This is a genomic window from Streptococcus parasanguinis, from assembly GCF_001073155.1.
GTDB lineage: Bacteria > Bacillota > Bacilli > Lactobacillales > Streptococcaceae > Streptococcus > Streptococcus parasanguinis_D.
The window spans coordinates 1-21,208 of sequence record NZ_JVEE01000025.1 but is presented as its reverse complement, the minus strand read 5'-3'; the positions used below and the strand labels follow the sequence as shown (position 1 = coordinate 21,208).

Genomic DNA, 21,208 nt, shown 5'->3' with positions numbered 1-21,208 from the left:
CAATTTTTTCTAAGCTTTTAACACCAAACAAAGAGGCCTTGCTCTTTCGAGCAAAGCCTCTTCCTGTTGGATCTAAAATTGTCACCTCATCAACAAGTTTGCTGATGTCACCTCAATTTTAGTCTTCGCGTTTTTTACGTTTTGCAAGTCCCGCAAGGCCAACCAAACCAAGTGCAGCACCTAACAATGCAGCAGATGCTGATTGTTCTTCACCAGTTTCAGGAAGTGCTGGAGCTGGAGGAGTTGTAGGTGTTGGCGGTGTTGGCGGTGTTGGCGGTGTTGGTGGTGTTGGTGGTGTTGGTGGTGTTGGTGGTGTTGGTGGTGTTGGTGGTGTTGGTGGTGTTGGCGGAATAACAGTGTTATTAAACTCTGTATCTTCTGGCAACTTAGTAGTAGCTACTATTACCTTACCTGCTTTATTCACCACGATACTAACAGTTGCAACCATCTTATCGTATACAACGCTAGAATCTGTGCCACGGATTTCTTCTACATGATAGAGATGAGTTCCTTCTTCACCACGTTTGAATTCAAGAGCAGTTACTTCTTTTCCTTCTTTATTAGTATATTTAACTGGAGTGAATTTAATGTTTCCATTAGCATCATTTGTTACTGTTGTAATCACAACACCATCTTTGTCTTTAAGCACAAAGCTGAATTCGTTGGCTTTAAGTACACGGCCTTCCAAACGTTTCGTGAAGTTGAATTCTACTGAAACAGGGATGTTCACAACACGTTTTTCAGTTGGTTTGTTTGGTTTCTTCACTGTCTTGCTTGTTGGATCGTATTGATGTACGATTTGAGCCGCAGTGTTTTCAATGTCCACACCATCTTTAACAGTATCTTTCACTGTTGCTGGGATATCGAACTTGTAGTAACGTCCAAACGCAAACTTAGTTGTGTCGATCACTGGAGTATTTTCTGCGTCTCCAAGTGACTTAGTCAAGTCCGCTTTAGAAGTTGCAGAGATCACACCGTTTTCAACTTTGATATCAAATTTAGCAGTCACATCTTCGCCTGTTACAGAGTCGTAAGCTTTGATGTTTGCAACATTGATGTCAAGTTTGTCTTCTTCGTAGTCATCAGTAACACCAACAGATTGGATGTTGTGCGCTTCAGTGAACTTAGTTGTATCCAACCACACTTGGTAAACAACCTTATCGCCACGTTTCACAGTCTTAGTATTGATGTTTGCTGCTTCATTATTATCAGCCTTATCAGCGTAAGGATTTGCGTTTGTTTCCGCAACCTTGTCTGCCAATTCTTTATCATCATCAAGAAGTGATTTACCAGTAAGGTCGAATTTCTCAGCGTTCAAGATGTATTTCTCTGGGTTGAACTCTGGGGTTTCTGGAGGAGTCACCTTGTTGTTAAATTCTTTATCCGCAATGTCGCCAACTTTCGCGATCAGAACTTTAGCTGTTCCGTCGTGTGAAACTGTGACTGTCACATTCGCTTTCATTGTGTCGTATGTAACGGTTGCGTCTGTTCCTTTAACTTCTTCTACTGTGTAGTTGTGAACGCCTTCTTGACCTTTTTTGAACTCAAGTTTAGAGAACTTAACGTTACCATCTTTATCGTTCTTCACAGTTTCAAGAGTCTTACCTGTTGAATCTTTAAGAACGAAGCTGAATTCGTTGGCTTTAAGCTCACGGCCTTCCATACGTTTAGTAAAGTTGAATTCCACTTCAACTGGCACGCTGTTGACACGTTTTTCAGTTGGTTTGCTTGGTTTTTCAACTTTCTTAGTAGTTGGGTTGTAGTAGTTGACTACTTGAGCCGCAGTGTTTTCAATATCTACACCACCAGGAACATCAGCTTTCACTGTTGTTGGGATGTCGAACTTGTAGTAACGTCCGAATTCGAACTTAGTAGTGTCAATAACTTGTGTGTTTTCCGCATCGCCAAGTGACTTAGTGAAGCCATCTTTAAGGGTTGCAGTGATCACACCGTTGTTCACAGTAATATCGAATTTATCTGTTACTTCTGCGCCTGTTACTGAATCGTAAGCTTTGATCTTAGTAGAATCAAGTTCCAATTTAGCTTCATCGTAGTCATCTGAGATTCCTACTGATTGGATGTTATCCTTGTTAGCTGCGTCGAATTTAGTTGTATCAAGCCATACTTGGTAAACCAACTTGTCGCCACGTTTAACAGTCTTGGTATTGATGTTTTCTGCTTCGTTGTTGCCTGTTTTGTCTACATATGGATCTGTATTTGTTTCACCATATTTATCAGTCAACTCGTCATCATCATCAACGAGCTTGTCGCCTGTGATATCGTATTTCTCTTCAGAAACAACATATTTCTCTGGTTGGAACTTAGGTTCTTCTGGAGGACGAACTGTGTTATTGAATTCTTTATCAGCTGGTTCTGTCACGTTTGTGATCAAGGCTTTGGCTGTACCATCATGAGAAACAGTAACAGTTACAACAGCATCCATTGTGTCGTACTCAACAGTTGCGTCTGTACCCTTAACCTCTGTTACAGTATACTTGTAAGTACCTTCTTGACCCTTCTTGTATTTAAGGGCAGTAACAGTTTCACCAGCTTTATTAGTGTAATCTACTGGGGCAAACTTGATCTTACCAGCTGCATCGTTGGTTGCAGTCGCAATCACAACATTGTCGCTGTCTTTCAACTCGAATGTGAATTCGCCAGCTTTCAAATCACGGCCTTCCAATTTCTTAGTGAAGTTGAATTCTACTGAGATCGGAACACTGTTAACACGTTTTTCAGTTGGTTTGTTTGGTTTTTCAACCGTCTTGCTTACTGGGTTGTAGTAGTTAACAACTTGTGCTGCCTTGTTTTCGATATCTGCACCAGCTACAACATCGTCTTTCACTGTTGCTGGAATATCGAACTTGTAGTAACGTCCAAATTCGAACTTAGTTGTATCAATGATTTGAGTATTTTCAGCGTCTCCGAGTGACTTCGTGAAGCCATCTTTGAGGTTCGCTGTCAGAACACCATTGTTATCAGAGATATCGAATTTCGTCGTAACGTCTGCACCAGTAACTGAATCGTAAACCTTGATATCTGAAGCATTAACAGTCAATTTATCCTTGTCGTAGTTATCTGTGATTCCTACTGTTTGGATATTGTCTTTGTTAGCTGCATCAAATTTAGTTGTATCCAACCATACTTGGTAGTAAAGTTTTTGACCACGTTCAACTGGTTTCGTATTCAAGTTTTCATCTTCGTTGTTGGCAGTTGTATCGACATATGGATTTGTATTTGTTTCACCATATTTATCTGTCAATTCAGAATCGTCATCAACGAGCTTAGTACCTGTAATATCGAATTTCGCTTTAGAAACAACGTATTTCTCTGGTTGGAACTTAGGTTCTTCTGGTGGAGTTACTGTATTATTGAACTCTTTATCAGCAGCGTCTGTTACGTTGGCAACAATTGCTTTAGCTGTACCATCATGTGAAACAACCACTTTAACAGTAGCAACCATTGTGTCGTATTTGACAGTTGCATCTGTACCAGGAGTTTCTTCTACTGTGTAGTTGTAAGTCTTACCAAGATCATCACGACCGAATTCGAGAGTCTTGAAGACGATCTTACCAGCAGCGTCATTCTTCACGCGCTCAACTTCAACGCCGTCTTTCTTCAATACGAATTCGAATTCGTTGGCTTGAAGTTCACGACCTTCCAAACGTTTCGTGAAGTTCATTTCCACTGGAACTGGAACGCTGTTGACACGTTTTTGTGTTGGTTTTTCAGGTTTTTCAACTGTCTTGCTTACTGGGTTGTAAACGTGAACTGTTTGGTTGGCTGTATTTTCAATATCAGCACCAGCTTTAACAGATTCTTTCACAGTTGCTGGAATATCAAATTTATAGTAACGTCCAAATTCGAACTTAGTTGTGTCGATAACAGGAGCATTGACTTTATCTTTGATAAATTCACCTTTAGAAGTTGCAGTGATCGTACCATTTTCAACTTTGATGTCGAATTTATTGGTTACTTCTGCACCAGTTACTGCATCATATGCTTTGATGTCCGCTGCATTGACATCCAATTTATCAGCATCGTATGTATCAGATACACCAACGTATTGGATGTTATTCGCTTCAGTGAATTTAGTTGTATCAAGCCATACTTGGTAAACCAATTTAGAACCACGTTTAACTGTCTTAGTATTCAAGTTTTCTGGTTCGTTGTTGTTTGTCTTGTCTACATATGGATCTGCATTTGTTTCAGTGTATTCATTTGTCAACTCATCGTCGTCATTCATCAACTTGTTACCAGTGATGTCGTATTTCTCTTTAGAAACGACAAATTTTTCTGGTTGGAATTCTGGAGTTTCTGGAGGAGTGACTTTGTTGTTGAATTCTTTATCTGCAGTACCATCAGTAGCGTTACCGTTGGCATCTTTACCACCAGTTGATGTAACGTTTGTAACAGTTGTCAATGAGTGACCGTTCTTGGCAACTTCAACTGTAACAGTTGCTTTCATTTGGTCGTAAGTCATTCCAAATTCTTTATCTGCAGGAATCACTTCTTCTACTGTATACGTATGAGTACCAACTTTCGTATTGTCGAATGACAATTCTGAGAAGGTTACGTTACCAGCAACATCATTTTTCACTGTTTCAACTTCGTTACCAGTAGCATCTTTCAATACGAAGCTGAATTCACCGGCTTTCAATTCACGGCCAGCCAACTTCTTAGTGAAGTCAAATTTTGTTACAACTGGAGAAACCACATAGTTGTTAAACTCAGTGTCTTCTGGCATTGTAACAGCTGCGCTCAAGAGACCTGTAGCTGCATTTTTGGTTACATTAACGGTTACGACTGCGTTCATTGGATCGTAGTCGATGTTTGTATCTGTTCCAGCTTTTTCGCGCACAGTGTAAGTGTGTTCACCTACAGCGTTGTATTCAATCGCATCAAATGTAATAGATCCATCAGCTTTATTTTTCTTAGTTTGGATCACATTGCCATTTTCAAGCAATTCGAATGTGAAGGCATCTGCTTCAAGTGCTTTACCTTCAAGACGTTTAGTGAACTTGAATTGAGCTTGCGTAGCAGCAGGTGTGAAGGTATTGTTGAACTCTGTATCTGTTGGAAGAGTTGCAACAGCAGTAAGCGCATGGCCTGACTTCGTAACAGTTACTGTTACGTTCGCTTTCATTGGGTCATACGTCATACCTGCTTCAGAACCTTGAACTTCTTCTACAGTGTACTTGTGATCACCCACTTGAGCGTTTGTAAATGTCAAGGCATCGAAACGAACACGTCCGCTAGCATCGTTTTGTTTTGTTTGAAGGACTTTACCATCTTTGTCTTTCAATACAAAGCTAAATTCGCCGTCTTTCAAGTCACGACCTGCAAGAGCCTTGCTGAAGTCGAATTGAGCAGTCACAGGAGCCACAACGTGGTTGTTGAATGTCTTGTCATCCGCACCAGTTGCTTCACCGCCTGTTGAAGTCATTTCAGTCTTGGCACTCAAAAGACCTGTTGCAGCATCTTTCGTAACAGTTACTTTCACGCCGATTGTCATTTCATCGTAGTCTACATCGGCATTGTTGCCTTTCACTTCTTTAACAGTGTAGTTGTAGACACCTTCTTTATCAAATGACAATTCGCTAAAGTTAATCTTACCGTTAGCTTTATTGGTAACAGTTTCATTAACATTGTTATCACCAGTCAAGGTAAAGCTGAAATCACCAGCATTCAAGTTACCGTTTGAAAGTGATTTATCAAAGTCAAGATTTACTTTCACCGCACCTGGAGTGAAGGTATTGTTGAACTCTGTGTCCTCTGGAAGCATATTAAATGCTTTAAGTACATGACCTTCCTTCGTAACAGTAATGGTCACTTCAGCCTTCATTGTATCGTAAGTCATACCAGCTTCTTTATCTGCTGGAATCACTTCTTCAACTGTGTAATTGTGAGTACCAACTTGAGCTTTTGTAAATGTCAAGTCGTCAAAAGCGATCACACCATTTGCTTTGTTCTTTTTCGTTTGAATAACATTTCCAGATTCATCTTTAAGAACGAAAGTAAACTCATCATCTTGTAACTTACGACCTGCAAGAGCCTTACTGAAGTCAAACTTAGTCTTAACTGGAGCTACTACGAAGTTGTTGAACTCTTTATCTTCTGAAGGAGGTAAAGAAGGATTTTTAGGCTGACCATTTTCATCCTCGCCTTTAACTGAACTATAAGAAACGCTTGCATTCAAACTGCCATTTTCTTCCTTAACTGTGACTGTCATGGTAACTTCCATGTCATCATAGTCAACATCAGCATCTGAACCCGCAACCTCTGTAACTTTGTATGTATATGTCCCAGCTTTAGTGAATGAAAGCTCTCCAAATGTAACTTTTCCGCCTTGGTTAGTTACCGTCTCTGTGTGTGAGGCAGTATCACCCGTTGAAGTAATCTTAAAGCTGAAATCGCCATCATTAAGCGAACGTTTGTTTTCTGCATTTAAATCACTAAGAACTTTAGTAAATTCAGGCTTAACCTTGATGGTTTCTGTCTTGTCGTAGTAGTAGATTGGTTGTTTGTATGGTGTCAAGGAGTTGAGCAAGTCAACGTTGGTACCAATACCTCCTACTCCACGTTCCAATTGTGAATTTGGTGAAAGGTGACCGATATTGTCTCCCAAGAAAGGAACAAAGACTGTCTTATACGGAGTGTAGTTAGCAGCCCATTGGAAATCGAACGGAACTGTCTTACCATTTGGATGATTAACGCCGTCAGTACCAGTGAAAGCTATTGTATTAAGAGGTGATTTCTTAACAACTAGTTCTCTAGTATTCGCTTCTCCCGGCTTGATTGGTTTGGTTTCTGCTAAAAGCATATAACCATCCGTGTTTAAAGTACCATCTGAACGTTTATTTTGTTGCTTTGGATCTAGAAGGTAAACACGAACCACTACAGATCCATCTTCACCAACGATTTCCTTGATACGTTTAATCCCAGCACGCTCAGCATCCATGAATTTGGTACCAACGGTGTAAGGACGGCTTACATAACCAGAAGTTGTATCTGGATCAGCTGTTTGATATAGGGTATAAGCTGTTTCTCTAGTAATTTTATCCGTGAGTTTTTCAGTCTTTGTAAATTGACGTTCTCCAGAAGCTGTGAAGTTTTGACCTTCCTTCGCTTTCAGAGTATATTTGGCTAACTCAGTTTCACTTCCATTTTCTTTATAGTCCTGAGTTGTAACAGACTTACCAGTTTCCTTGTAGGTAGGGTTTTTCTTGTCAACAAGTTTATAGTAAGTAGTCTTTTCAACAGTAACAGGAATCTTAAAGTTTGTATCCGTAACTTCACGACCATTATAAGCAGGTTCAACTGCATTCAAAATATCGTTTGAGTTACGTGCAGAATATACAGCCATATAATGAGCTTGTTCAGCTTCAGTAAGATTATGACCAGGAGCTACCAAAGCTTGAATCGCTGGACCAACTTCAAATCCCATTTGAATAAATGGTTGGTCTGTCTTACCAGGACCTTGACCAGCACCTGCTTGATAGTCTACTTGTAGGGTCAACTCATTATTAGATTTTGGAGTGGTCGTAGTGAATTTTTGAATACCACTAGTTGCAGTGACAGTATGTGTTTCAACTACATTACCCGTATTCTTATCAATCAATTCAACCGTAGTATCGGTGGAAGTACCAAACGTCTTATAAGCACGCGCATAATAGTTTGTATTATAACGGGCATTGAATTTTGTCAGATTCCAGATACCAAAAGTATAGAAGTCACCTTCTTTAGCTTGGTAACCAGCAGGAATTGTTTGAGAGTGCACAGATGCTCCGTTAGGATCTGTCATGTCTGGATCAGCAGCGACTTTATCAGCTATAGCCGTTATAACATCAATCGGTGCTACATTATGGTCTGTCAATGCACGACGTCCACGACGACGGCTACTTGTTGCCAAAGCTCCACCATTAGTCATATCAGTTGCTGCTCGATCGAGTACTACACTGCGATCTTCTGTTGCAGAATCTGGTTTAGGAGCTTCAGTACCACGAAGTAATGCTGGCTGCGCTGTAGGTTTGAGGGCTACTGGTGTTGCTGGTTCTTCACTTGCAGCTGCTCTTTCTGAGCTTTCATCTGCTGCAACACGAGTTACAGTAGGTTTTTCTGTAGTAGCTGTTGTTGTAGAGGCTGGTTTAGAGCTTGACTCTTTTTTCTTCTCTACAGGTTTGCTGGTTTCTGATGACGCTGTCGTTTTTGGAGCTTCTTCAGATTTTTTAGTTTCAGCCTTTTCTTCTTTTTTAGCTTCTGCTTTTGCTTCCTTGTTTTCTGTAGCAACTGGTTTCTCAGTTCCTTCAGATTTTTCAGTCGCTGAAGCTGGTGCTTCCGAAGTTGCAGCAGAATTAGAAAGGTCTACTTTCGGTGCTGGTGCTCCCACACCATAGACTGGGGAAGCAGCTGGTGCTTCTGCTTGACTTGACTCTGGTGTAACAGGTTGTGCTGCTTCTGAAGCTGCTGTTCCCGCAGATTCAGAGGCTGTTGTTGCTTCATCCGCTGATGCAAATTGAGCTCCTGCAGCAAAGAGTGCTGTTCCTAAAAGAACTGAACAAACCCCAATGCTATATTTTCGCAATGAAAAGCGCTGGCGCTTATTAAATACATCCTTCATTTATAGGATCTCCTTTTCCATATTTCATGATTCCATGATACAAATGAAATTGTAACATTCTTGATAACAAGAGTCAATCTGGTGAAATTAAAATGTAATGTTTTTGTAAAAATGTCATATTATACCACATATTTTTTAAAAATTTGTGTCAAATTGTCACATTTCTTCCTATTTGGTTCACTTTTTTTACACCAAAAAAAGAAAAGTACAGGAAAACTAAGATCGTTCTGTCTTCCTATACTCTTCTATATCATTATTTCACTTCTGAGATCAATCCGGTGTCCACATCATACACAGCTCCCGAAATAACGACGTCCTCTGGAATCAAAGGAGAAGCCTTTAAAAGCTCCATATCCTCGCGGACACTCTCCTCAATATCTTGAAAAGGAAGGAAATCGCGATCTCCTACATCCACACCCAGTTCTTTCTTGAGATGCTGACGGAAGCCTTCGTTTTCAAAGGTCTGTGCACCACAGTCTGTATGGTGCAAGACCACAATTTCACGGGTTCCCATTTGCTGCTGGGAAATGACCAAGGAGCGGATCATATCATCGGTCACGCGCCCTCCAGCATTCCGCAAAATATGGGCATCTCCAAGAGCCAGACCTAGTGCAGGCGCCACGTGAAGACGGGAATCCATACAGGTCACAATGGCTACCTGTGTTTTGGGCTTAATCGGAAGACGGAGCTCTCCATGTAGCACCACATAAGCTTGGTTGGCTGTTAAAAAATTATCAAAATAAGACATGGTCTCTCCTTCATTCCTTTGAAATTCAAATTATCTATTATTTTACCATATCCGATCCTTTCTGTCAGGAGATACCTCCTGTCATCTGTCACATCTGAAAAAAAGCCTTAAACTTCCCGTTTAAGACTTTTCTACTATTTAAATACTTTCTTCAAGACTTCAGCTAGTGTACTCACACCGACCACTTGGATCCCCGATGGCGTCGTGATCCCCGTCAGAGAATTTTTCGGAACATAAATCTTGGTAAAACCGAGCTTGGCAGCTTCATTGATCCGTTGTTCAATCCGGTTGACCCGGCGAACTTCTCCTGTCAAGCCCAACTCTCCGACGAAACATTCCTGCGGGTTGGTTGGTTTGTCCTTGTAGCTCGAGGCAATGGCAACTGCAACCGCTAGGTCGATAGCCGGCTCATCCAACTTAACTCCTCCAGCAGACTTAAGATAGGCATCCTGATTTTGAAGCAAGAGGCCTGCGCGTTTTTCCAACACCGCCATGATGAGACTGGCCCGATTGAAATCAAGCCCCGTTGTCGTCCGCTTGGCATTTCCAAACATGGTTGGTGTCACCAAGGCCTGCACTTCAGCTAGAATCGGACGAGTCCCCTCCATGGTCACAACGATGGACGATCCAGTCGCGCCATCCAGGCGTTCTTCTAGAAAGACCTGACTGGGATTGAGGACCTCAACCAGTCCACCTGATTGCATCTCAAAGATCCCAATCTCATTGGTGGAGCCAAAGCGGTTCTTGACCGCTCTCAGGATCCGGAAGGTGTGGTGGCGTTCGCCCTCAAAGTAGAGCACCGTATCCACCATGTGTTCCAGCATCCGAGGACCCGCCAAGGTTCCTTCCTTGGTTACATGCCCCACGATAAAGATAGCAATGTTATTGGTCTTAGCCAGCTGCATGAGCTCAGCCGTCACCTCGCGTACCTGAGAGACCGACCCCTGCACCCCTGAAATCTCAGGAGACATGATCGTCTGAATAGAGTCAATGATCAGAAAATCAGGCTGGATGCGCTCTACTTCTGCCCGGACACTCTGCATATTGGTCTCGGCATAGAGGTAAAACTCGCTATCGATATCTCCCAATCGCTCTGCACGGAGTTTGATCTGCTGGGCCGACTCCTCTCCACTGACATAGAGAACCGTTCCTACTTGAGACAACTGGGTCGACACTTGGAGAAGCAGGGTCGATTTCCCAATCCCTGGATCTCCCCCGATGAGAACGAGACTCCCTGGGACCACTCCTCCACCGAGTACACGGTTGAATTCCTCCATCTCCGTCTTGGTCCGGTGAACATTGATAGAGGTCACGTCCGCCAATTTCATGGGTTTGGTCTTTTCACCCGTCAAGGATACCCGTGCATTCTTGACCTCTGCGACCTCGACCTCCTCGACAAAAGAAGACCAAGAACCACAGTTGGGACACCGTCCTAGATACTTGGGTGAATTATAGGCACAATTTTGACAAATAAATGTCGTTTTTTTCTTTGCGATGATAAACCTCTTTCTAAATCTCTATCTCACACTCAATCACTTGGCAAAAATCAATCTTCTCATTTGGCACAAACTGGCGCATAAGCATTCCGTGAGTTACAATGATAATAGTTTTATAATTTTTATATTTTTCCAAAGCTCTTAAAAAACGATGACGCATCTCTAGATCAGTTTCATAGCGATAAGGAGAATCTTCAGATAAAGCTCCTTGATGTTTTAGATAATATTCATGAGCTACCAATACACTAGTTAAATCAGAGTTAGTGCCATCTAAGTCTGGACGCCACTCATGAAAAAACGGCTCCACAAACAAGTCCAATCCTGTTTCAACTGCTATATAATGTGCTGTTTCTAAAGCCCTCGTCACAGACGATGAAATAATAATCTCTGCCTTTCCAAAACATACAGTTTTAGCAACTTCTTTTGCCAGACTGCGACCTTTTCCTGTCAATGGTGCTAAATCACGACCAAAACCACTATAGAGTTGGGGATTTTCAAGTTTATCAAGCATACTATAATCTGGCTCCCCATGACGGACAAAGATAATCTTCATCTTATTTCCCTGTACTTCCAAAGCCACCAGTCCGCACGCCATCAGCCTCATCTCCATCTGCAATTAAGAAAGGAGCAAAGACAGCTTGAACCACACGTTCACCGACTTCAAGGACTACTTCCTGGTCGGTAATATTTTTCATCTGAGCAAAGATATGGCCTTCATTTCCTGGATTTCCGTAGTAGTCTCCATCGATAACCCCCACAGAGTTGATTAAGACCAGGCCTTTTTTGCGAGGGTTAGAGGAACGGTCATAAAGATAGAGCACCTCACCCGCTTGCATATAGGCCTTGACCCCAGTTGGCACGAGGACGATTTCTCCTGGTGCAATGACCGTGCGTTCTGCCACCTTTAAGTCGTAACCAGCTGCGTGTGCTGTCTCCCGTTTTGGTAACAAGTCCTGATTGGTATAGCTTGATACAAGTTCAAATCCACGAATTTTTGTCATCTTCATTCCTCTTTCATTCTATATAGTTTCCATCTCTTCTATTATACCATCACTTTGCCCTAGCGTCTCCCCTCTACTACTATTCGTATTTTTAAAAAGAATTCTCTTCAATCTGGAAGTTACATATTGTTTTCATGTTTTTTTCTGAAAACAAAACGCTATCATGACTGATATGACATATAATTTGTGCTAAAAAATGCTATTTAAAGCTTGAAAATAAGCTTTATTTTTAAAATTATTCCCTGTGTAGGGAATAATTTTAAAAGCAAAATATTTTACCCTATAAAATTATTTTGTGGAGGTCGTGTCTCAGCATTCAATTCTTATTACCAACAGATAGGGTTTGAAATATCCAGATCTTTAAGAGTAATCAGGCATTGATGATTAGGCACTATTTTTTTATGAAAAGGGAAGATAAAATGAAAAAGAATAGGAATATTAAAATTTTCTCATTTGTCCTTTGTTTAGTGGCCATGCTTTTCGCTTTAGGTCTGAATCGCACTTCAGCTGAAACTCCTGAAGTTTCAGTAACTGGAAAATTCGTAGATACAATCAAAAATGTTAAGGTATCAAATAATGAAGGCGGAGTTCTCGACTGGGAATTAAAACAATGGGCTACATTCCGTCTTAATGCAGATTTTGATTTATCTGGAAAAAATGTTAAGGCAGGAGATCAAACGATAATTACGGTGCCTGATGCTATAATCATTAACTCTGATAATATTGAAATCAAGGATATCAATACAAATGAGGTGATTGCACATGCAAAACTAAGTGCTGATAACAAGTCCATTACTTTAACTTATACGGATTATGTTGAAAAACACTCAGATACTCACGGATCTTTCTTCTTCTATGCTCGAGTCGATTTCAAAAAACACCCTCAACAAGGAGAAATTCCAGTTGAGATTACGATTAATAAAGAAACAATACCTGCTGGTAAGGTATCATTTACTGGTATTGGCGATGGTGATCCGTCTCTTTTATCAAAGACTAGTTGGGTTAACGAGGGAGACAAAAGAGAGGTTCAATACACTATTTCAGTCAATCGTACAAAACAAAACGTCAAGAGTGTAACAATTGAAGATCACTTGAAATTTACAAATGCTAGCTATGTAAAAGATAGCATTAAGGTTATCAAAGGTAAATTCTCTTATGAAACCGGTGAATGGGTATTCTCAAACCGTGTTGATGTAACAGACCAACACAAGATTACAGTTAGTGAAGATGGACAATCTTTCGTTGTCAAATTAGGGGACATGACAGAAGAAGACCAATATCGTATTTCTTATAACGTACGTTTAAATTATGAACCCGTTGATGGCGAATTATTGAATAATGACGCTACATTAAAAGGTGAAGGTGTCGTTGTTAAAGAAGTGACAAATGGTGCTTTAGTTCAAATTGCTGGTGGTGCTGGTGTTGGTTATGTTTACTCAATCAACATCCATAAAGTAGATGAGGCGAATCAACCACTTAAGGGTGCTAAATTTAAAGTAGTTCGTCAAGCTAATAACCAAGTTATTGGTGAGTATGTATCAGATGATAATGGTAATATTGCTGTTAACAAACTGTTGAAAGATAAATATATCATCACCGAGGTTGAAGCACCATCAGGCTATGTCATCAAGGATGCAGATACAGAAGTTAATATTGAAGATTTTGGAACTGATCGTTCAGTAACTAAAACAATTGTGAATCCGAAAGATAAGCCAAAAGAAACACAAGCTACCATCGAACTAGAGAAAGCTCTTACCGGTCGTGCTCTAACAGATGGCGAATTCAGCTTTGAATTGTACGAGGGTGCAACTAAGCTTCAAACTGTTACCAACAAAAACGGAAAAGTAACATTTGCACCAATTGAGTACACCGAAGAAGGTGAACACACCTACACTGTTAAGGAAGTAGCTGGAAATACCCCAGGTATTACCTATGACAAGACTGATAAACAAGTAACTGTTAAGGTGAAAAAAGATGGCGACAACCTGAAAGCAGATGTGGCTTATCCAGATAATAAAACCTTCTCAAATACTTATACGGCTCCCCAACCAGCAAAAGCTAAAATTTCAGCTAGCAAGATTTTAGAAGGTGCTGAATTGAAGAATGGCGAATTCAATTTCCAATTGTTGGATGAAACCGGAAAAGTTCTTCAAACAAAACAAAATGCTGCAGATGGTACGGTAACCTTTGATGACATTTCATATTCATCAGAGGACGCAGGAAAAACCTTCCACTACACGATCAAAGAAGTTATTCCTGAAAGCAAAGCAAAAGGAATGACCTACGATGAAGGAAGTATTGATGCTACTGTAACTGTCACAAAAGATGATGCAAGCAATACACTCAAAGCTTCTGTGGCATATGGTGATAAAACATCCTTCACCAACAAATTAGTAACAACCTCAATTCCACCAACTCCTCCAACTGTTGACAAACCTGAATTGAAACTCTACAGCATCCAATTGCACAAAGTGAACCAAGAAGGGAAAGCTCTTGTTGGTGCCGTATTCGGTCTCTTTGAAGCCGATGGTACGACTCCTGTAGCAAATCCTTATGGTGCAGGTCAAGCAACTGCTACCTCTGATGCAAACGGTCTTGTAACCTTTACAGGATTAGAAGCAAAAGATTATGTAGTAAGAGAGCTTACAGCTCCAGACGGTTACCAATTATCAGATGAAGTCATCAAGATCACAGCTAGTGATTTGGTTGCTTCAAACAGTGTAGTGGATAAAGGAAATGTCGTTAACAAACCGTTCACTTCAATTCCACCAACTCCTCCGACTGTTGACAAACCTGAATTGAAACTCTACAACATTCAATTGCACAAGGTGAATGCGGAAGGAGCCGCACTTGCTGGTGCAGTATTTGGTCTCTTTGAAGCTGATGGTACGACTCCTGTAGCGAACCCTTACGGACAAGGTCAAGCGACTGCAACTTCTGATAAGGATGGTCTTGTAACCTTCATTGGATTTGAAGCGAAAGATTATATCATCAAGGAATTGACAGCTCCAGCTGGCTATCAATTATTGAGCGATCCAATCACTGTTACAGTGGAAGACTATGTGAAATCTACAAACTTTGTAGTGGACAAAGGAAATGTCGTTAACAAGAAGACACCTCCAACACCTTCAACTGATAAACCTAAAGGAAATCATCCTTCTGGTAAACAATCAAAAGAAGGTAAGAAACAAGGCCTTCCTTCTACTGGTGAAACAGTAAGTACTGGACTTATTGCAGCAGGGCTTGCCCTTGCAGGTGCTGGAAGCATGCTCGTTGCTAAAAAACGCCACGAATAATTCTAAAACAGGTTTTCATCTAGCATTGCTAGATGGACCTGTTTTTTATTGATGACAGTCCTGTTTTCTGATCTTATTCCCGGTGTTTTTGCGCCCTTTCTAAGGCACAAAAAAGAGATCAGCTCAAGTCCAATCTCTAGCTTCATTATAATTCCTGTAATAAATAACGGAAGAGTTCTAAATTCCCTTTTTCTTCATTGACCAAGTATTCTGGATGCCACTGCAAGCCCATAATCCGATGGCCGTCTACTGCTTCAATCGCTTCGATGGTGTGATCGCGCGGATCAAAGGCGGTCGCACGGAAATTTGGTGCAAGATCCTTGATACTTTGACGGTGAACGGAATTGATCCGACTGGCCTGACCAAAGAGTTGCTCCACCACACTACCTTTTTTAGTCTCGATAGAATGGGAAGTCCCAAACGGAAGTCCTTGCCAATGTCCTTCAATCTCTTGGTTGAGTGTTCCTCCAAAAGCTACATTGATCAACTGAACCCCACGGCAGATTCCTAGAACCGGTTTGTTTTGGCGTACTGCTTCCTTCAGCAGGGCAAGCTCAAATTGATCGCGTTCGATATTGTAATCATCACTTTCGATGGTTTTTTCTTCGCCATAGAGACTAGGATCGACATTTTGGCCTCCACTTAAGATCAATTTGTCAATCGTTTCAACATAATCCTTAACCAAGGAAGGATCTCCCATCGGGATGACCATTGGAAGTCCACCTGCTTGACGGATCCCTTCCGCAAATTGACTAGACACGGAGGAATGAAGGTTTTTCCCTTCCGGGTCCACCGGACAGAGATTAGCGGATACTCCAACAATTGTTCTGCACATATTCATTCCTCCTTCATTTTAACTACTACTTATCTTACCACCCATTAGTGATAGTGTCTAATATGTATTTTTTAAAGCCGTGATAGATTTTATTTATCACCCTCACTTTCCTCACAAAACAATTGATGATTATACAAGTTTTTTTACCTATATTATGTTAAAATAGAGAGGAAAATAGAATCGTCCTTCAAGGCGCACATTAGGCTGTTTCGAAGGCGCAAGCGCTAGATTCCTAGCCTTGTTGAAAAAATAGACATAGAAATGGAAGATACAATGGAAAAACAAACCGTTGCAGTATTGGGTCCTGGTTCATGGGGAACAGCCCTTTCACAAGTCCTCAATGATAACGGCCATGAAGTCCGTCTCTGGGGAAATATCCAAGAACAAATCGATGAAATCAATACCGCTCATACCAATCAACGCTATTTCAAAGACATCGTTATTAGCGATCAAATTACCGCTACGACCGATCTGACAGCTGCTTTGGACGGTGTGGATGCTGTCCTTTTTGTCGTTCCTACAAAGGTGACCCGCTTGGTCGCTAAACAAGTTGCTGAAACACTGGATCACCCTGTCACAGTCATGCACGCTTCTAAAGGATTAGAACCTGGTACACACGATCGGATTTCTCAAATCCTCGAAGAAGAAATCCCTGCCTCTCTTCGCAGTGAGGTAGTGGTCGTTTCTGGACCGAGTCATGCAGAGGAGACCATCGTACGGGACATCACCCTCATTACAGCTGCCTCAAAAGATTTAGAAGTTGCACGTTATGTTCAAGAACTCTTTAGCAATCACTACTTCCGCCTGTATACCAATACCGATGTTATCGGAGTGGAAACTGCTGGAGCCTTGAAGAATATCATCGCTGTCGGAGCTGGGGCCCTGCACGGTCTTGGTTATGGTGACAATGCCAAAGCAGCTATCATCACGCGCGGTCTCGCTGAAATCACGCGCCTTGGCGTTAAGCTAGGAGCTAGCCCATTGACTTATAGCGGTTTGTCTGGGGTTGGTGACTTGATCGTTACCGGTACTTCTGTTCATTCCCGCAACTGGCGAGCTGGGGATGCTCTCGGACGTGGTGAAAAATTGGAAGACATCGAAGCCAACATGGGCATGATCATTGAAGGGATCTCTACGACCAAAGTCGCCCACGAGCTGGCCCAAGAATTGGATGTCTACATGCCGATTACACAAGCCATTTACCAAGTCATTTATGAAGGGAAAGATATCCGCGAAGCAATCCACCACATGATGAGCAATGAATTTAAAGAAGAAAACGAGTGGAAATAAGCCAACCACCCTAACATCAATCCTACCTTTTAGAAAGGAAACTATATGACTAAAGTTAGAAAAGCAGTCATTCCTGCGGCTGGTTTAGGGACACGCTTCCTCCCAGCTACCAAAGCTTTGGCAAAGGAAATGTTGCCAATCGTTGACAAACCTACTATCCAATTCATCGTAGAAGAGGCTCTGAAATCTGGAATTGAGGAAATCCTTGTCGTAACAGGGAAGGCCAAACGTTCGATCGAAGACCATTTCGACTCTAACTTCGAATTGGAATACAATCTCGAGCAAAAAGGCAAGACTGACTTACTCAAGTTGGTCAATGATACAACAGCGATCAATCTTCATTTCATCCGCCAAAGTCACCCTCGAGGTTTAGGGGACGCTGTTCTTCAAGCCAAGGCCTTTGTTGGGAACGAGCCTTTTGTCGTTATGTTGGGAGATGATCTGATGGACATCACTAATGATGATGCCTTGCCATTGACCAAACAATTGATGAACGACTACGATGAAACCCATGCATCAACCATCGCTGTGATGGAAGTCCCTCATGAAGAGGTTTCTTCTTACGGTGTGATCGCGCCTCAAGGCGAAGGTATTAATGGTCTTTATAGCGTTGAAACTTTTGTAGAAAAACCAAAGCCAGAGGACGCTCCAAGCAATCTCGCTATCATCGGGCGCTACCTCTTGACTCCTGAAATCTTTGATATTCTTGCAAATCAAGAACCAGGTGCTGGCAATGAAATTCAATTGACGGATGCAATCGACACCCTTAATAAGACCCAACGAGTCTTTGCCCGTGAATTTAAAGGCCAACGCTACGATGTAGGTGATAAATTCGGCTTCATGAAAACTTCGATCGACTATGCCTTGAAACACCCTCAAGTCAAAGACGATCTCAAACAATATATTATCGACCTTGGAAAAAAATTAGAAGCATCTGAACAAACTGCAGACTAAAAAAGAAGGAAGAGAGATTTCATTCTCACTTCCTTTTTTTGTTGTATCTTATAAACTGTATCGTTTAATGGGTTCTACGTTTTTCGATGTAGTAGCCAAATCCAAAAACTATCAAAAGAACTCCGCCTACCATTGTCGCAATGGAAATACTTTGACCGGTTGATGGTAATTTTTTCTCACCTTTCTTCTCTTCAATTTTTGCTGCAGATTTATAAACTACACCATAAGTTGAGAAATGAGAGGTTGTAAATGTTATGGCTGACTTATCTTCATTTAGTTGGAATTGGAAGGATTCCAATTGACCATTTTCACCGATACCATAAACTGCTTCTACTTCTTTTTGGCTATTTACTGGAATGGTCACAACAGTTGGACTAATTTGATGTACAGGATTATTTTGGTTCGATAATTGAATATTATATGCCTTGTACTCTTTACCAGCTAGTTCTTTGACATCTTTCAAAACTTCAACAAGAAGACTATAGCCACCTTGAGCAAAATCAGGGTTTTGCAAGACGATACCTGTTGCCTGGTCTACTAAAATATATGAATTTGTTGGTAAAACTGGGCGACCAACGGTACTAACACTGTTGCTATTTGTAGGAACAACAGTAGTTGTACGACTTGGTGTTGTTTCTTCCTTGCTTGGCTCTGTACTTGTTTCAGTGCTTGGTTTCGTTTCTGACTTGCTTGGTTCTGTACTTGCTTCGGTGCTTGGTTTCGTTTCTTCCTTGCTTGGTTCTGTACTTGACTCAGTGCTTGGTTTCGTTTCTTCCTTGCTTGGCTCTGTACTTGCTTCGGTGCTTGGTTTCGTTTCTTCCTTGCTTGGTTCTGTACTTGCTTCGGTGCTTGGTTTTGTTTCTTCCTTGCTTGGTTCTGTACTTGACTCAGTGCTTGGTTTCGTTTCTTCCTTGCTTGGTTCTGTACTTGACTCAGTGCTTGGTTTCGTTTCTTCTTTGCTTGGTTCTGTACTTGCTTCGGTGCTTGGCTTCGTTTCTTCCTTACTTGGCTCGGTGCTTGACTCTGTTGGATCCTTGTAGTCATCTGGTAAAGATGCACGGTATGGATCATCTGTACGACCTGCTTCTTTTAGAGTTGCAGACAATTCAGACTCATATTGCTTGAATTGTTTGAAGAGACGTTCAGACCGAGCTAAAGCATCTTCAGTCACCTTATCTTCAACTGCTTTTGCTGCAGCTTCATCAGCTTTCAAGGCAGCGTATTTTGCATCGCTCACTTTTTGTTCAATAATGAGCTGTTTTTCTAGTGCTTTCCAGTGATTTTGGATAGATTTTCCAAAGAGATCTTGGTTATTGATGGCCATTTGGTCGATGTGCCAAACTGTCCAATACCATGAATTTGGATCATAAGTAGCCGTTTGAGGTTTAAAAGCTTCGTAAGTATCTTTTACATTTCCATAGAATGGAACATAAGGGGTATTCCGTGAAGGTCCCATGCCGAGCCATACAGTTCCACCAAATGATTTTGGAAGGTTTGGATTGATTTGATAGACATGGGCATCAATCACATTTTCATTTCCTAAAGCATACTTGTATTGGTCTTTCCGAACAGTATCGTTGCTACCATCATCACCTTGTTTCTTAACACCAATTTGATCATCTGGTACAAAACGTCCATTCAAGTGTTCAAACCGGTTCCGTTGCAAGGCAAACGCATCTTCTAAGGTGTATTTTTTGTTTGGATCGGTTGGTGAACGGAAGAGCTCATACTCATCATCCTCATAAGTGACTTTAGAGTCTGGATCTAGCAAGGTGATTCCTGCATAGGTCCGTGAGCGGTCTCCTTCAGCATATTTTTCTGGTCCATAAGATTTAGCGATATGGAAGTTGCCATCTTTGTCTGTCTTGTAGTTACCAGATTCCTTGGCTACTTTTTCGACATCTTTAGAGGCAATGACATTTTCAGTGTCATTCAAATCAACATGACCTAGGTAGTAGGTATTTGCAAAGACTGCATATTTATCTTCTGGCACCTTCACCGCTACATATTGGTGGCCAGAAAGAATTTCCATATACCAAGTTTCATTTTGGTCTGCAAAGACGACCACATTCCCTTCAGCTGAACCTTTTTCTTCGATGACTTTAGCCAGTAATTCAACTCCTTCACGAGCTGACTTAACGCGTGGTAACACTACGTCCAACATAGCAGCTTCTGGAATTCCGTTTTCTGTCAATGGGTCCGTCTTCAAGACTTTCTTATTCGGGATAGCTGTTACTGTCGCAGTCATGGATACACCGGCTTCATTAAATCCATGTTCACCAAAAGCACCGTTACTACCGTCACCACGAGCAGAGTCATAGGTCGCTGTGTATTTCATTTCATTGGCAGCATGCGGGTAGGTGAATCCGTTAGATTCATCCTCGATCTGATCTCCCTCGTTATAGGTCTTAGCATCGACCACAACATAGTTTTTGTTGTGTTTTCCACCATTTGGATAATAAGGGTAGTCCTCTGTCCGACCAAAGAGAGTGGTCCCATCCTTGGTCAACTGGCGACCAATGATAAATCCACAGCAGGCCTGAACGGCTTGAATTGGTAGGAGTAAGAACGTCATCGCTATCAAAGCTAGTTTAAACAACCATTTCTTCATGGCAAATCTCCTTTATGTTTGAATGTTCCTTTATAGAAAAAGGGAGCATCCCCTATTTTTTATACCTTAAGTCTATCTTTTTTTCACCTCTTTTGCAAGCGCTTTCTATTTTGTGTTTTTATACCTTTTTACCCATGATTACCTTCTCTATGGGCCTACCAATAGTGGGTTCACTCGGCTCCTGCAAGTATATTATAATAAATATATACAATTCTTTGCATTTCAAACAATTTTCTGTTAGTTTACGATTTCGCTACATTTTTTAGAAAAAAAGAGGCTGGGACAAAAGTCCTGGCCTCTCAATTGTTTTTGGATTGTCGAGCAAGACGCAGTGGTTGAGTGGGCTCTACTACGCTG

The 21,208-nt window shown here is 41.4% G+C and carries 10 protein-coding genes; 3 read left to right on the top strand and 7 right to left on the bottom strand.

Annotated elements, in window-relative coordinates:
- Positions 1 to 118: 118 nt before the first annotated feature.
- From ADH92_RS03205 to ADH92_RS03185, 5 genes are all read right to left on the bottom strand, one after another.
- A complete protein-coding gene (locus ADH92_RS03205; protein ID WP_049497068.1) occupies positions 119 to 8,620 on the bottom strand; it encodes a Spy0128 family protein in 8,502 nt (2,833 codons plus the stop codon).
- A gap of 253 nt (positions 8,621 to 8,873) precedes the next feature.
- Positions 8,874 to 9,368 carry a beta-class carbonic anhydrase gene (locus ADH92_RS03200; RefSeq protein ID WP_049497066.1) on the bottom strand — a complete coding sequence of 165 codons (495 nt, stop codon included), beginning with the start codon at positions 9,366 to 9,368 and terminating at the stop codon, positions 8,874 to 8,876.
- A gap of 134 nt (positions 9,369 to 9,502) precedes the next feature.
- A complete protein-coding gene (gene radA / locus ADH92_RS03195) occupies positions 9,503 to 10,864 on the bottom strand; it encodes a DNA repair protein RadA (RefSeq protein WP_080978958.1) in 1,362 nt (453 codons plus the stop codon).
- 13 nt (positions 10,865 to 10,877) lie between these two features.
- Positions 10,878 to 11,417, bottom strand: a complete 540-nt coding sequence (locus ADH92_RS03190) for a histidine phosphatase family protein (RefSeq protein ID WP_049497061.1) — start codon at positions 11,415 to 11,417, stop codon at positions 10,878 to 10,880.
- Between the two features lies 1 nt (position 11,418).
- Complete coding sequence (locus ADH92_RS03185) at positions 11,419 to 11,865, bottom strand: dUTP diphosphatase (RefSeq protein WP_023919767.1); 447 nt, start codon at positions 11,863 to 11,865, stop codon at positions 11,419 to 11,421.
- 419 nt (positions 11,866 to 12,284) lie between these two features.
- Here ADH92_RS03185 and ADH92_RS11525 point away from each other — a divergent pair, with 419 nt between their 5' ends.
- Entirely contained in the window at positions 12,285 to 15,161 is a 2,877-nt protein-coding gene (locus tag ADH92_RS11525) for a SpaA isopeptide-forming pilin-related protein (RefSeq protein WP_049497058.1), read from the top strand.
- Positions 15,162 to 15,306: 145 nt separating this feature from the next.
- Here the strand turns inward: ADH92_RS11525 and ADH92_RS03175 are convergent, their stop codons facing one another.
- Entirely contained in the window at positions 15,307 to 15,996 is a 690-nt protein-coding gene (locus ADH92_RS03175; RefSeq protein WP_003002057.1) for a gamma-glutamyl-gamma-aminobutyrate hydrolase family protein, read from the bottom strand.
- A gap of 273 nt (positions 15,997 to 16,269) precedes the next feature.
- Between ADH92_RS03175 and ADH92_RS03170 the strand changes: the two genes are divergently transcribed.
- Together ADH92_RS03170 and galU are read left to right on the top strand one after the other, a co-directional pair.
- Positions 16,270 to 17,286, top strand: coding sequence for an NAD(P)H-dependent glycerol-3-phosphate dehydrogenase (locus ADH92_RS03170; RefSeq protein ID WP_049497055.1), 1,017 nt, complete (start codon positions 16,270 to 16,272; stop codon positions 17,284 to 17,286).
- Positions 17,287 to 17,331: 45 nt separating this feature from the next.
- Positions 17,332 to 18,240: a UTP--glucose-1-phosphate uridylyltransferase GalU gene (gene galU, locus ADH92_RS03165; RefSeq protein ID WP_049497053.1), complete on the top strand. Its 909-nt coding sequence runs from the start codon at positions 17,332 to 17,334 to the stop codon at positions 18,238 to 18,240.
- 64 nt (positions 18,241 to 18,304) lie between these two features.
- Here the strand turns inward: galU and ADH92_RS11495 are convergent, their stop codons facing one another.
- A complete protein-coding gene (locus ADH92_RS11495) occupies positions 18,305 to 20,851 on the bottom strand; it encodes a C69 family dipeptidase (RefSeq protein ID WP_049497051.1) in 2,547 nt (848 codons plus the stop codon).
- Positions 20,852 to 21,208 lie beyond the last annotated feature (357 nt).

What these genes read in the sequence shown, in the direction of transcription:
- galU (WP_049497053.1), top strand. Translation starts at nt 17,332, where the DNA reads ATGACTAAAGTTAGAAAAGCAGTCATTCCTGCGGCTGGTTTAGGGACA.
- ADH92_RS03185 (WP_023919767.1), bottom strand. Translation starts at nt 11,865, where the DNA reads ATGACAAAAATTCGTGGATTTGAACTTGTATCAAGCTATACCAATCAG.
- ADH92_RS03190 (WP_049497061.1), bottom strand. Translation starts at nt 11,417, where the DNA reads ATGAAGATTATCTTTGTCCGTCATGGGGAGCCAGATTATAGTATGCTT.
- ADH92_RS03205 (WP_049497068.1), bottom strand. Translation starts at nt 8,620, where the DNA reads ATGAAGGATGTATTTAATAAGCGCCAGCGCTTTTCATTGCGAAAATAT.
- ADH92_RS11525 (WP_049497058.1), top strand. Translation starts at nt 12,285, where the DNA reads ATGAAAAAGAATAGGAATATTAAAATTTTCTCATTTGTCCTTTGTTTA.
- ADH92_RS03200 (WP_049497066.1), bottom strand. Translation starts at nt 9,368, where the DNA reads ATGTCTTATTTTGATAATTTTTTAACAGCCAACCAAGCTTATGTGGTG.
- ADH92_RS03175 (WP_003002057.1), bottom strand. Translation starts at nt 15,996, where the DNA reads ATGTGCAGAACAATTGTTGGAGTATCCGCTAATCTCTGTCCGGTGGAC.
- ADH92_RS03170 (WP_049497055.1), top strand. Translation starts at nt 16,270, where the DNA reads ATGGAAAAACAAACCGTTGCAGTATTGGGTCCTGGTTCATGGGGAACA.
- ADH92_RS11495 (WP_049497051.1), bottom strand. Translation starts at nt 20,851, where the DNA reads ATGAAGAAATGGTTGTTTAAACTAGCTTTGATAGCGATGACGTTCTTA.